At 47.3% G+C, this 12,803-nt stretch carries 11 protein-coding genes; 3 read left to right on the top strand and 8 right to left on the bottom strand.

Annotated elements, in window-relative coordinates:
* Positions 1-61: 61 nt before the first annotated feature.
* Positions 62-1,537, top strand: a complete 1,476-nt coding sequence (locus ACHA99_RS12210; RefSeq protein WP_393942989.1) for a capsule assembly Wzi family protein — start codon at positions 62-64, stop codon at positions 1,535-1,537.
* A 72-nt stretch (positions 1,538-1,609) separates the two neighbouring features.
* Here the strand turns inward: ACHA99_RS12210 and mutM are convergent, their stop codons facing one another.
* The 8 genes from mutM to ACHA99_RS12170 form a co-directional block, all read right to left on the bottom strand.
* Complete coding sequence (gene mutM, locus ACHA99_RS12205) at positions 1,610-2,425, bottom strand: bifunctional DNA-formamidopyrimidine glycosylase/DNA-(apurinic or apyrimidinic site) lyase (protein ID WP_393942987.1); 816 nt, start codon at positions 2,423-2,425, stop codon at positions 1,610-1,612.
* Between the two features lie 35 nt (positions 2,426-2,460).
* Positions 2,461-2,916: a hypothetical protein gene (locus tag ACHA99_RS12200; protein WP_393942985.1), complete on the bottom strand. Its 456-nt coding sequence runs from the start codon at positions 2,914-2,916 to the stop codon at positions 2,461-2,463.
* Positions 2,917-3,006: 90 nt separating this feature from the next.
* A complete protein-coding gene (moaA, locus tag ACHA99_RS12195) occupies positions 3,007-3,990 on the bottom strand; it encodes a GTP 3',8-cyclase MoaA (RefSeq protein WP_393942983.1) in 984 nt (327 codons plus the stop codon).
* A 16-nt stretch (positions 3,991-4,006) separates the two neighbouring features.
* Positions 4,007-5,818, bottom strand: coding sequence for a bifunctional molybdopterin-guanine dinucleotide biosynthesis adaptor protein MobB/molybdopterin molybdotransferase MoeA (locus tag ACHA99_RS12190; RefSeq protein ID WP_393942981.1), 1,812 nt, complete (start codon positions 5,816-5,818; stop codon positions 4,007-4,009).
* Between the two features lie 36 nt (positions 5,819-5,854).
* Positions 5,855-6,445 (bottom strand): molybdenum cofactor guanylyltransferase MobA, encoded by a 591-nt coding sequence (gene mobA, locus ACHA99_RS12185; RefSeq protein WP_011787491.1) that lies wholly within the window; start codon positions 6,443-6,445, stop codon positions 5,855-5,857.
* Positions 6,429-7,139 carry an ATP-binding cassette domain-containing protein gene (locus tag ACHA99_RS12180; protein ID WP_011787492.1) on the bottom strand — a complete coding sequence of 237 codons (711 nt, stop codon included), beginning with the start codon at positions 7,137-7,139 and terminating at the stop codon, positions 6,429-6,431. Before ACHA99_RS12180 ends, mobA begins: the two co-directional genes overlap by 17 nt.
* Before the next feature lie 3 nt (positions 7,140-7,142).
* Positions 7,143-7,850 carry an ABC transporter permease gene (locus ACHA99_RS12175; RefSeq protein WP_105250740.1) on the bottom strand — a complete coding sequence of 236 codons (708 nt, stop codon included), beginning with the start codon at positions 7,848-7,850 and terminating at the stop codon, positions 7,143-7,145.
* Positions 7,847-8,671, bottom strand: coding sequence for a substrate-binding domain-containing protein (locus ACHA99_RS12170; RefSeq protein ID WP_105250739.1), 825 nt, complete (start codon positions 8,669-8,671; stop codon positions 7,847-7,849). The genes ACHA99_RS12175 and ACHA99_RS12170 overlap by 4 nt, the downstream gene beginning before the upstream one ends.
* Positions 8,672-8,955: 284 nt before the next feature.
* On the opposite strand from ACHA99_RS12170, the gene ACHA99_RS12165 reads away from it, so the two are divergent.
* Positions 8,956-10,338 (top strand): sigma-54 dependent transcriptional regulator, encoded by a 1,383-nt coding sequence (locus ACHA99_RS12165; RefSeq protein WP_219235107.1) that lies wholly within the window; start codon positions 8,956-8,958, stop codon positions 10,336-10,338.
* 1 nt (position 10,339) lies between these two features.
* Complete coding sequence (locus tag ACHA99_RS12160; protein WP_113940169.1) at positions 10,340-12,493, top strand: cache domain-containing protein; 2,154 nt, start codon at positions 10,340-10,342, stop codon at positions 12,491-12,493.
* Positions 12,494-12,803: the final 310 nt, after the last annotated feature.

The raw sequence follows: 12,803 nt of genomic DNA, 5'->3' as shown, positions 1-12,803 counted from the left end.
GTAGGAGTTTTGTGTTAACTTTGAGGCATTGTTGCCTTGTGATGATACTTAAAAGGATGTTATGAAGGCTTTTTTTTCCCCCACGATCCTTGCTACTAGCATTGCCTCTGGCCTGTTTTTTTCTTCGATGCTTGCTGCTGCACCTTGGGTCGATGCCTCTGATATTTATCTTAGAGCTGACATTCAAGCACTTGCTGATGCGGGTGTGATCACTGTGCCAGTGAATACTTATCCATTGATGTGGTCAGGCATTGGTGGTGATTTAGCGAAAATTGAGCCTGAGCTGCTTTCTCCTTCTTTAGTACAAGCCTTTGCACGGGTTAATTTTTATTATCAAAATGCTGTCGATAATCGTGGTAATGCACGGGTAAAAGTATCGGCAGCATCTGATCCTGCTCGCTTTCAACATTATGGTTCTGACTATCGCGAGAAAGGTGAAGTGCTGGGCTCCTACGAGTATTTAGGATCGCGTGTTGCTTATAAGGCGACTGTGGCAGAAACCTATGATCCGCAAGATAATAAAAACTTCCGCCTTGATGAGTCTTATTTTGCCATCATTTTTGGCAATTGGATCGCAACCTTAGGCGCGGTTGAGCAGTGGTGGGGACCGGGGGTTGACTCGGCTCTACATCGTTCTAATAACGCCCGCCCTATGTCATCGTTAACCTTGAGCCGTAACAATGCCGCAGCTTTTGAAACACCTTGGTTATCTTGGATTGGCCCTTGGACCTTTAAAACCGGATTTAGCTTAACTGAAGTGGATCGTGCTGTGCCTAAGACGGCTGAGTGGGATATGCGCTTAAGTGCAAGACCGATTAAACAGTTAGAAGTGGGATTGTCTTGGTCGACCTTATTTTGTGGTGAGGGCCAAGATTGTAACTTTGACTCTTGGTGGGATTCGGTTGCGAGTAATGCTGTTTGTATCGATGGTACAAATGATTGTGCGCCAAATGAGCGCCGCGATGCAGGCCATAGAACTCAAAGTATTGATATGCGTTATGCCGATACTTTGCAGGATATCCCCGTTGGATTATATCTCGAACATAGTTGTGAAAATGGTAGTGACTGCGGCTCACTTTGGGGTATTGATACCCATTTTGGCACATCGGGTAAGCAGTTTAAGTTGTTCATGGAATATTCGGACACCTATGTAAAATGCGATGGTGATCGTGCCAATTGTTTCTATGAGGATCCTGTCTATCTGAGTGGTGCTCGCTACTATGGTCGTGCTTTGGGTTCTACCTATGATAGCGATGCACAAGTGTTCGTGGTTGGATTAGTTGGCCAGTTTAATAACAGCCGTGGTTTTACCTCGTTGCTGCGTTATGCGAAGCTGAATAAAGATGGCTCCAATGTGGCAAACACTTGGGCGCCACAACCACCAAAAGAAGATTTATTGATGCTGGAGCTTTCTTACCGTATGCCTGTGTGGAAAGGCATGTGGAGCTTAGGTGGAACAGTATCGAGATCGGAGTTTGAAGTTCAAGAAAATGATACCAATACCACGCTATTTAGCAGTTTTGAGTATCGTTTTTGACAGATATAATTGATTAAATAACGAAAAATGCCAAGCACTTGCTTGGCATTTTGGCTTATAAATAACGCAATGTTAGCGTGTTTGGCAAATGCCACAAAATACTGTGGTGCGCTGGCCTAAACGGATCTCACTCAGTAGGTTACCGCAGCTTGTGCAGGTTTCACCGCCGCGACCATAGACATGCAGTTTTTGGGCGAAGTAGCCCGGCTTGCCATCGGCATTGGTGAAGTCTTTCAGCGTGGTTCCACCCTGTTTAATGGCGTGGGCTAAGATTTGCTTCACTTCGGCAACTAAAACGGTCAAACGCTCGATATCGATTTTACCTGCTTCGGCCTCTGGATGAATACCTGCGGCAAACAGGGCTTCATTGGCGTAAATATTGCCTACACCTACTACGATATGATTATCCATCAGGCAGAGTTTGATCGCTTTTTTCTTGCCCGCTAAAGCTGCCGCTAATTGTTTGACATTAAAAGCATTAGTCAGTGGCTCTGGCCCCAGTTTGGCGAGTAATGGATGGGCTTCTTCTGGGAGTTCACACCATAGCCAAGCACCGAAACGTCTGGGATCGTTAAAACGTAAAATGCGGCCGTTGGCGAGCACTAAGTCGATATGGTCATGCTTTTCCACTGGCGTGTCGTGGGGCAAAATCCGTAAACTCCCTGACATACCCAAATGCACTATGCTGGTGCCCGCGTCAGTGTCGATTAATAGATACTTAGCACGGCGTCGCACTTGGCGTATAACTTGACCGATAATCTGTTTGGCTATGTCAGGCACAGGCCAGCGCAACGAGCCATTGCGGATCACAAGATCTATTACGGTTTGCTCGACAAGGTAGGGGGCAATACCCTGACGGGTGACTTCAACTTCTGGTAATTCCGGCATGGATTCTTTCTTATCTTAAGTAAAATTGGGTGACATTAAGTTGCGGGTTTCGCATCGAGGATCGGTTGCAGTTTAGATCTTAAACTCGGTGGTACTAAATACCAATTACCTGCGGGAGACTTTAAGGCGCCTTCATTGGGAAAATAGATCCACAGTTGAGCATCGCGGATATCTGCAATCTGGATGACTAATTCTTGCGGATTATCTGTGGTTTCTGGCGCGGCGGTTAATGGGGATACCCGTATGGTTTGCCACGCCTTTGCCCACTCATCACAGTTGAGGATTTTAGTGTCGCACTCCCATTGTGATGCTTGCTTGTGCAGCCATAACCCGTCGAGTTGCAGCTGTGAAAGCGGTGCATTATCGTCAAACAGTCGCTGAGCATCACTCGGAACATTATTGGTTTTGTTATCCATAAAAGTCAGCACGGCGACCATAAAGGCGCAGGCGACTATGATGATGTTATTCCATTGCTTACGAGTTAATGCCATAGAAATGTGTAACGCTAAGTATGGGGTGATGCTTCGAGTTTATCACGGCCAAATTGAGATGCTAGCCCTTAAGCGATGGAGTGGTGATGCTTAACCGCCTGTGGCGTTCATAAAGCGTAGGATTTGTACCTGATTATTGCTAAAGTCGTGCTGCTTAGGCTTGAGATTAATTCCCGCGAGAATAGCGACTTTTAATCTTTCAATATCAGCCGGAAATTCCCGGACTATGCTTTTGAGATCAACGGCATGTTCATTGCCTAAACACAGCAATAATTGGCCTTCGACTGTGACGCGCACGCGATTACATTCGTGGCAGAAGTTGTGGCTGTGGGGCGAGATAAAGCCGATATGGATTGGGCTGTCAGCCATAGTGTAATAACGTGCTGGGCCGCCGGTACGTTTGTTGGAAAGCTGTAGCGGATAGTGACTATTGATGATGGCTTTTACTTCATCGCTACTGCAATGACGGGCGCGTTTCCGCTCATCCATTTCGCCAAGTGGCATTTCTTCGATAAAGGCGATGTCTAAGTTACGGCCACGGCAGAAATCAACTAAATCAATAACTTCATTATCGTTCTGCTGTTTTAAAATCACCGCATTAATCTTGATACGTTCAAATCCCGCCGCAATAGCCGCATCAATACCATCGATGACTCTGTCTAATTTGCCGTTACGCGTTAGCTGAGTAAACAGTGTGGGGTTTAAGGTATCTAGGCTGATATTGAGGCGCTTTAATCCTGCATCAAACATGGGTTTAGCGAATTTTGTCAGCCTTGAACCATTAGTTGTCATGGATAAATCCGTCAGCCCAGGCAGTTTGCCAAGCAGACCCACTAGCTGGTCGCAATCGGTGCGAACTAAGGGCTCACCGCCGGTCAGGCGAATTTTAGTCACACCAAGCTCGGTAAAGGCTTGGGCAATCCAAGCTAATTCTTCGAGGTGGAGTACGTGATCCTTTGGCAGAAAACAGGGATCTTCCGTCATGCAATAAACACAGCGAAAGTCGCAGCGGTCGGTGACCGAGAGCCGTAAATATTCGACCTTACGGCCAAAGGAATCCACAATTAGACTCATAAAAACTCACTGGATCCTAAAGCAGATCCGCAAAGGGTTGAATAAATACAGTTTCACCTGCATTCACGGCTTCTGCATCATCCCCTATGATGATGAGGCAATTCCCTTTAACCATTGAACTTAACATCCCAGAACCTTGGTTGCCCGTGCTACTCACGTGTAGGCGTCCATCTTTACCAAGCTGATAAATCCCGCGAATAAATTCGGTGCGGCCTTGGCGGCTTCGTAGAGTTTCATCACTTATTGCAGGGAATAGCTGCGCTTGCCAATTCACTTCACCTGCTAATTTTCGTAAAGCGGGCTGCACAAATTGCAGGAAAGACACCATGACTGCGACTGGGTTGCCAGGTAGCCCGAAGAATAAGCTGTCATTTACTTTACCAAAGGCGAGTGGCCGACCCGGACGCATGCTAATCCGCCAGAAATCAATTTTTCCGAGGCGTGCAAGCACGGTTTTGATGTAGTCCGCATCGCCGACAGACACACCACCAGAGCTAATGACGACATCGGCAAGGTTGGCGGCTTTAGCGAGAGTTGCTTCAAGGGCGGCTTCAGAATCTTCGATAATGCCTAAATCGATAACATCACAACCGAGACGTTTTGCCATCGCTTTGATGGTAAAGCGGTTTGAGTCATAGATGCAGTTAGCTTTGAGTACTTCGCCAGGCTGGCTCACTTCATCGCCGGTGGAGAATACTGCAACAGTTGGGCGGCGATATACACTCAGGTGATTGAGTCCAAGTGAGGCTAGTAAACCTTGTTCGGCGGCGCTTAGGCGAGTAGCTTTTGCAAGTGCGACTTGGCCTTGAGCAATATCTTCTCCAGCGAGGCGAACGTGTTGGCCAGAAAGAATGCGGCCTTCAAAGCTAACAATGCCATCGACTTCCTTGGCAAGCTCTCGGGGCTGCACTGTATCGGCACCCGCGGGCACTGTTGCACCCGTCATGATGCGCACGGTCTCGCCGACTTTAAGCGTGCCCGAATATTGATGACCGGCAAGAACCTCTCCCACCAATTTTAAGGTGGCAGGCATTGGGTCTTGATAGACAAAGGCGTAGCCATCCATCGCCGAATTGGTTTGTTGTGGCACGTCAACGGGAGAAATGCTGTCGCTGGCCAGTACGCGGTTATCTAAGGCGTCTAACTCGATGTCTTCAATCTCTGCCACGGGTGAAACATGGGATAAAATTTGCGCTAAACCTTCGCTGACGCTGAGGTTTTTATTGTCGCCTATGGCGCAGGTATCCATGGCCGAAATGGGGTATTGGAGTGGCGCTTCCCAGTTTTGGGCGTACTCCATCACAAAATCGGCAATCTGGCTGACATTGTTGAGATCGAGACGGCGCAGCTCACTCGGGAGTGCGTCGTTTGGCAACTGAGTGTCGTCGCAACAGGCGATGGCGAGGATATTCTCATCTTGGGTGTAGATAAAAGGTTTACCGTGGGCGGCGCGGTGCAATTCAATTTTAGGTAATGCGAGCTTTTTAAAGCCTTCGACGAGGACGATATCGACTTTGTCGGCTTCGATTTGCTTGAGTAAATGGACTAACTCAGGATCGCCATCGCGCGCATCTTCTGTCATCAGCGCCCAGCGTACATGGGAGGCGACCAGCATTTGTCGTGCGCCCGCTTTACGCATTTCGTAACTGTCTTTGCCGGGAATATCTACGTCGAAATTATGGTGGGCATGTTTGATTACGGCTAAGCGCAGGCCACGTTGATTTAATTCGGGGATCAATTGCTTGAGTAAGGTGGTTTTCCCCGTGCCACTGTAGGCACAAAATCCGAGAACGGGAATAGCGAGCGGATTGACGAAGGGGTTACTCATTTGCACCTCTAATTTGGGTTATTGGAGCCTTTTTAGCTATTGGGTGATTTTTATCGCTAGTCGTTGTTTTTGTTCTGGCGTATTTACATTCACAAAAGCATTGGGCTGGTCGGCGAATGACGCTACGACGAAGTGATGTTTGATATACCAAAAGTCCACTTTACGCTCACCCGCCTCAAGAAACGCTTTCATCGAGTCACGTAAGCTAGGTTTTAAGAGTAAAACAACGGGTTGTTCATACTCACCGTCACTGGCGACAGCAATCTCGGCTTTTTCTGCTTCAATTGCTGCCAACATACGCGGAACAAGGTCGAGTGGCAGGAGTGGACAGTCGCAGGGTACTACCAATAAGTAGTCTGCATCTGTTTGGCCCATAGCGGTGATCATACCCGCTAAAGGTCCGAGGAAACCACTATGCTCGTCACTTATCACCTTAAAACCGAACTCAGCATAACGTGTTTGGTTACGATTTGCGTTGATCAGGATCTCCTTAACCTGAGGTTTTATTCTATCTATTGTGTGCTTAATCATGGCTTCGCCGTTTAATTCGACGAGACCTTTATCGTCGCCACCCATGCGACGGGCCATACCACCGGCGAGAATAACGGCATCAATTTGCGATGACATACAAAGGCTCCTGTGCTGGCAAAGATTCTGGCTGTTGATAAGAGGTCATCACGCGCTCACCTTCTATGTGCCACTGTTGTTCGCAGATGGCGGTTAGCGCGCAATTCTGATGGCTACTCAGTAACATTCCTGTGCCTTCGTGTTTGAGTTGTTGGATCATTTTTAATACTAGCTCTTGGGAATCCTTGTCCATATTGGAGGTGGGTTCATCGAGCATTAATAGTTTAGGTTGTAGGATCCAAGCGCGCGCAATCGCGAGGCGCTGTCTTTCGCCGCCAGAGAGATTACTGGCCCTTGCCTGCAGCAGCGACCCTAGCTGCGCCATCTCAATTGCTTGAGTAATCCGCTGTTTCGCCTTGGCTTTTGTTTCTGAGCTGAAATTCAGCCCATAGGTGAGATTATATTCCACTGTGCCGTCGAACAAATAAGGATGTTGGTGCAGATAAACGGCCTTACCTAACAATGGATTGCGTCGCCACCAAGCATTTTGGGCAAAACCGACAGCCTCAATATGGCCTTTGGTTGGTGGCATTAAGCCCGCCAGAATTTTCATCAAGGTTGATTTGCCTGTGCCATTGTCGCCTTGCAGATAAATCACATCTCCTTGGCAGAACGATAATACGTCGGCTTTGAATAGCAGGCGCGCGCCAAAGGACATTTCTACGTCACGGGCGATCAGTTTGACCTTAGTCATTGCTTAGTGGCTCCTTGGCATGGCTTTGCCGCGTAAACTACCTAAGGCAAAGTTGAGGATCAAGGCCAAGATTAGCAGCACTAGCCCGAGGGCGATAGCTTGGGCGAAGTCACCTTTGCTGGTTTCAAGTGCGATTGCAGTAGGAATATTACGGGTTACGTTTAAAATATTGCCGCCGACCATCATAGAGCAGCCGACTTCGGTCAGAATGCGACTAAAGGCCGCGACAATCGCCAGCAGTAAGGGCATGCGTAGTTCTCGGCAGACTGTCCACACTGCACGGCACCAAGAGGCGCCTAAGGTGCGTGAGGTTTCCCAAGCTCTGCGATCAACGCTAGTGAATGCGGCTTGGCTCATTGCAATTAGTACGGGGGCACAGATGAACATTTGCCCGAGAATCATTCCTTCTTGGGTAAATAACCATTTTAGATCGCCCAGAGGACCGTTGCGTGTTAGCAGTAAATACACGAGTAGACCGATAACCACTGTGGGGATTGATTGCAGAGTTTGAACTAAGTTAGTGACTATCCATTTGCCGCGAAATGGCGCAAACGCCAATACAAAGCCGAGCACCATGGAAGGAACAAGCGTGATCAGCAGTGCCGCGAAAGAAACCGAAAACGAGATCGAAATGATGGACCAAACGTCAGGGTCTAAAGAAAACAGCAGGCTTAACGCCTGCTGTAATAGTGCTAGCCAGCCGTCGTTCATTCGCTATAAGTTGCCTTGAACAATTGCTCGCCTTCGACTTTGAAGTTGTTGATCATGCTTTGACCTTCTTTGCTGATCAACCAGTCGCTGAATGCTTTAGCGCCTTTGTGGTTCAGATCTGGGTATTTAGCAGGGTTGATGAGAATGACTTGGTATGGGTTGGCTAAGGTTTTGCCACCATCGAAATCAACGGCAAGATCGAGTTTAGTTTTATAAGCCACGAAAGTACCACGGTCAGACAGAGTGTAACCTTGCATTTCGTTTGCCATCAGCAGGGTTTTACCCATGCCTTGACCGACTGAAGTATAACCTTTGAAGTTAGGAGTAACATTTGCCGCTTTCCATACTTCTAACTCTTTGATGTGAGTGCCTGAATTGTCACCACGAGAGATAAAAGGTACGCCTGATTTTGCCATTTTAACGAAGGCTTCTTCGGCCGTTTTGCTGTCACGGATTTTTGCTGGGTCGTTTTTAGGGCCAAGTACTACGAAATCATTTTCCATAATGCCACGGGGCTCAACACCAAAACCATCGGCTACGAATTTAGCTTCGGCGCTAGGCGCGTGAGTCATGACTAAATCCACGTCACCTTGCTCACCTAGTTTCAGGGCTTTACCTGTACCTGTGGCGATGACTTGAACCTTGTAGCCTGATTCACTTTCGAACTTAGGTAACAGTTCTTTCAATAGGCCTGAGTTTTCTGTGCTGGTGGTGGTGGCTAACTTGATAATTTCAGTCGAGTGAGCGGGTAAAACAGTGAACATACTGGCTGCAACAACCAGTCCCAGTAATGACTTCATATGAGATTTCATGTTTAGCATGGGTACTCCTTGGCGGAAAATAGGATTCCAACTCAAATGCCTACTGAGTGGAAGGTCTCGTAAATTGTAATACGTTCGGTTGAAAGCAAGTTAGATGCCAAGCTGAGAATGCGGTCATTTTCTTCACAGCTTAACCTAATTTGTGAGCTTGATCCCAAGCTTAACAAATACTCTACAGACAAATTGTCTCAGGACAAACTTCTGATGGTTCATAGTGACCTATTCATCTATTTTCAGTGCTAGAATTGGTCGCAAATGAGTCAAAATGTCCAGAAGCAGACAATATGAGCCAGATAGATAATAACCTCAAGCCTCTTCCATCGGCAGTATCGGTACTGATTGTTGATGATGAACCCGGAATGCGCAGTTTTTTAAATAAGGCACTCTCGAAGAAATTCGCCTTAGTCGAAACAGCAGGCAGTATCGAAGATGCGGAGCAGCTCCGTAGCCGTTGCCATTTCGATTTGCTGATCGTCGACATTCGCCTGCCAGGCCGCTCAGGTATCGAATGGCACGAAGCGCTAGATGAGCAGGGTCGTCGTTCGGACATCATATTTATGACTGGCTATGCTGACATGGAAGTCGCTATTACCGCGCTACGCGCTGGTGCGTCTGACTTCATCATGAAACCTTTCCACCTCGAACAAATGATGACTGCGGTCGATCGCTGTATCGAACGTCGCTTGCTTAAACGTGAAAACTTGATGCTGCGTCGTGAGGTTTCAATCGGTTATTCATCGACTATTATTGGCAGCAGTGAAGCCATGAAGTCGGTGAAACATATCATCGAACGTGTGGCGCCGACCAATGCCGTTGTCTTGATCCAAGGTGAGTCGGGCACGGGTAAGGAATTAGTCGCACGGCAATTGCATTTGCTTAGTGGACGTCAGGGACCTTTTGTCCCAGTTAACTGTGGCTCTATCGCCCCTGAACTGCTCGAAAGTGAATTGTTTGGCCATACCGCCGGTGCCTTTACGGGTGCGAAAGGCAATCGTGAAGGTTTATTCAGTTTTGCCTCGGGCGGGACGATTTTTCTCGATGAAATTGGCGAAATGCCACTGAAAATGCAAACGGCTTTACTCCGAGTATTAGAGCAAAAAGCGATTCGTCCTGTGGGCAGCGAGAAAGAAGTTAACATCGATGTGCGAGTGATCGCGGCCACTAACCGTACTCTGATTGATGAAGTGGATGCAGGGAATTTCCGTCGAGATTTATATTATCGGCTGAATGTGCTCGATATTTTAATCCCGCCATTACGTGATAGACCCGAAGATGTAGTGGAGTTAACCCATCATTTCACTCGCCAACTTGCCGCTGAATTAGGGGTAAGAGAAGTCGTGTGGAGCCATGAAGATATGGTGAAACTACAGCAACACGAGTGGCCTGGTAACATTCGTGAACTGCGCAACATGATTGAGCGTTGTATTTTGCTGGGCAAACCGCCAGCGGAATATTGGAAGCAGCAGATGAAGAGTGAGTCTTTATCCACATCGGGTTATCCATTGGATTGGCCATTGAAAGATGTGGAAAAACACCATGTGACTAGCGTTGTGGACTTACATTCTGGCAATAAGTCTGCCGCGGCGAGGGATTTAGGCGTTTCGCGTAAGACCTTAGATCGCAAGTATAAAGAGTGGTTTGATTTTAGTGGCGAACAGGAGTCATAGGGTGTCATTCTTCACTCACTTTTTTGGTGTCAGTTGGCAGCAAATGCAGGCCAAAGTGCGCTATCGCATATTAATCCTGACGTTACTGCCCATTCTACTGACACTGGTGAGTTTAGTGTTTATCACTATTTACTGGAACATCAGTTACACAGGTAAGCAGCTGTTTATGAAGGTTAAAGCTGACTTATCTGTTGCCGAAAACACTTTGCAGCAAGTGCAAGTACGCCAAGAAAAACAACTTGAACGTGTGGTGACGTCTTGGACTTTTCAAAATGACTTTAGGCCACTTTTCAGTGGTAAAGAATTAAGTGGCGAAGTCAGCTACCGAGCCAGTATTGATGCTTTTCTTCTTGAACAGAAAAAACAGCTAAATCTCGATTATTTGCGTTTAGTTAGTGTTGCCGAAGCGGCCGCAGACCCCGATTTACGACAAATCCTTCCTAAGTTAGACGGTTTATTACCTTACTCCGGCTTGATGGTGCTGCCGCCCGAGCGTTTAGCACGTATCGATCCCGAATTGGCTATCACTGCGAGCATTCCGATAGTTGCAACCTTGCGGGCGCAGAGCCCCGTTAAAACCGTTGAAGAACGTGGTTTATTGAGCCGTAGCCTATTGCCCGTCCCTGATATGGAAGGCAAAGTGGCTTGGTATCTCGATGGTGGGATCTTGTTTAATCGCGATACTCGAATTGTCGACCACATTCGTGATCTGGTATACGACAAAGGCACCTTGCCCGAGCGTTCCATCGGCACTGTGACCATCTTCTTAGATAACATCCGTATTTCCACCAACGTGCCGCTGCATTTTTATCCCACAGGCAATGAGACGCTGGGCCGCGCGCTTGGCAGTTTAGTGTCGGAGGAAGTGAAAGACAAAGTGTTAACTCAAGGCGAGCAGTGGGTCGATCGCGCTTTCGTATTTAACGATTGGTTTATTTCCGCTTATGCCCCCTTGGAAGATGTTCGCGGCCAACGTGTCGGTATGATCTATACCGGCTTTTCTGAATCGCCATTTATCCATAATTATTTACTCAATATCATAGAGCTAGGCACGATTCTAATGTTAGTGCTGTTGGTCTCTGGCCTGCTGGTTTATCGCGGTGCTTATAGTTTATTGCAGCCCATTGAACGTATTCACCATGTTGTACAAGCTGTGCAGTCGGGGCGCAATATTCGTATCGGTGCCTTAGGATTAGATCGGGATAACGAGTTATCGAACTTAGCCGAGCAGTTTGACAGTATGCTTGACTTGCTACAGCGTCGAAATGCCCAAATTCAAGCGGCGGCAGAACAGCTTGAAATGAAGGTTGAAGAGCGTACTCGTAGCCTGCAGGATAAAACCTTAGAGCTGCAACGTAACGTGGCATTACTAAACGAAACGCGTCAACAGCTCGTCACTAACGAGAAGCTCACTGCTCTTGGCGAATTGACCGCAGGTATCGCCCATGAAATCAATAATCCGACGGCCGTAATTCTTGGCAATATGGAATTACTGCGCTACGAACTTGGTGATAATGCTGAAGTAGTAAAAGAAGAAATTGATCTAGTCATTCAACAGGTTGGGCGGATCAGCACTATCATCCGTAGCCTGTTGCAATACAGCCGACCTGGCGAATTCAACGCACCACTAGAAATGCATCCGATGACTCCTATTATCGAAGAAATGTTGGTGTTGGTGCGACATTCGATTCAAAAACAAGAAGTCGTGCTGATCACTGAGTTGAACGCCAGTTGTCCAGTACAGGTTAATCGTCCGCAGTTGCTGCAAGTCTTGATTAATCTTGTCGTGAATGCGGCGCATGCGATGGACGGTAAAGGACGTATTTGGGTGCGAACCTATGACTGGGTGCAGCAGGATATGCCGATTGGCGTCAAAATCGAAGTGGAAGATGAAGGCTCAGGGATAGCGGCAGAGCAGCTTGGACGGATTTTCGACCCTTTTTATACCACACGTAAGGATGGCACTGGTTTAGGTCTTTCGCTCAGTTACGGCATTATCAAGCGGATTGGCGGCACAATAGAAGTGAGTTCAACTTTGGGTAAAGGGTCTTTATTTACCATAGGTTTGTATCATGAAGCGAAGGAAGATCAGCAAAATAATCCCTACGATGGCTTACACTTTGCGGGCAACTACAGCGATATGTCTGCAGATTAGTCTTATCCCGTTAGATAGACATTGTGTTGTATTTGGCTGATTAAGTTTGAATTAAAATATGTCGAGCGATTGCTGGCTTTGTATTATGTGGCTTTGCATTACTGATTTTTAGGCAAAAAAAAGCCGGATGATGAGTCCGGCCACAAAGAGTGTGTGTGAGCAATGTCGTGCTTGCAAACTCAGGAGCTCCATAACAACGTCGATTACCAGTCATCGTTGTTAAAGATGAGTTTTGGAACGCACGTTAACGATAATCATTCTCAATTGTGTTTGCAAGCTATTTATTGCAAAAAGTGCACATCTTTACAAA

The organism is Shewanella sp. S23-S33 (assembly GCF_043359565.1).
Taxonomy (GTDB): domain Bacteria; phylum Pseudomonadota; class Gammaproteobacteria; order Enterobacterales; family Shewanellaceae; genus Shewanella; species Shewanella oncorhynchi.
Note: the sequence above shows the minus strand (reverse complement) of the source record. Positions and strands in the feature narration are given on the sequence as shown.

Coding starts and splice junctions, on each gene's coding strand:
- ACHA99_RS12200 (WP_393942985.1), bottom strand. CDS start 2,916: ATGGCATTAACTCGTAAGCAATGGAATAACATCATCATAGTCGCCTGC.
- ACHA99_RS12190 (WP_393942981.1), bottom strand. CDS start 5,818: ATGAGTAACCCCTTCGTCAATCCGCTCGCTATTCCCGTTCTCGGATTT.
- ACHA99_RS12170 (WP_105250739.1), bottom strand. CDS start 8,671: ATGCTAAACATGAAATCTCATATGAAGTCATTACTGGGACTGGTTGTT.
- mutM (WP_393942987.1), bottom strand. CDS start 2,425: ATGCCGGAATTACCAGAAGTTGAAGTCACCCGTCAGGGTATTGCCCCC.
- ACHA99_RS12210 (WP_393942989.1), top strand. CDS start 62: ATGAAGGCTTTTTTTTCCCCCACGATCCTTGCTACTAGCATTGCCTCT.
- moaA (WP_393942983.1), bottom strand. CDS start 3,990: ATGAGTCTAATTGTGGATTCCTTTGGCCGTAAGGTCGAATATTTACGG.
- ACHA99_RS12180 (WP_011787492.1), bottom strand. CDS start 7,139: ATGACTAAGGTCAAACTGATCGCCCGTGACGTAGAAATGTCCTTTGGC.
- ACHA99_RS12165 (WP_219235107.1), top strand. CDS start 8,956: ATGAGCCAGATAGATAATAACCTCAAGCCTCTTCCATCGGCAGTATCG.
- ACHA99_RS12175 (WP_105250740.1), bottom strand. CDS start 7,850: ATGAACGACGGCTGGCTAGCACTATTACAGCAGGCGTTAAGCCTGCTG.
- mobA (WP_011787491.1), bottom strand. CDS start 6,445: ATGTCATCGCAAATTGATGCCGTTATTCTCGCCGGTGGTATGGCCCGT.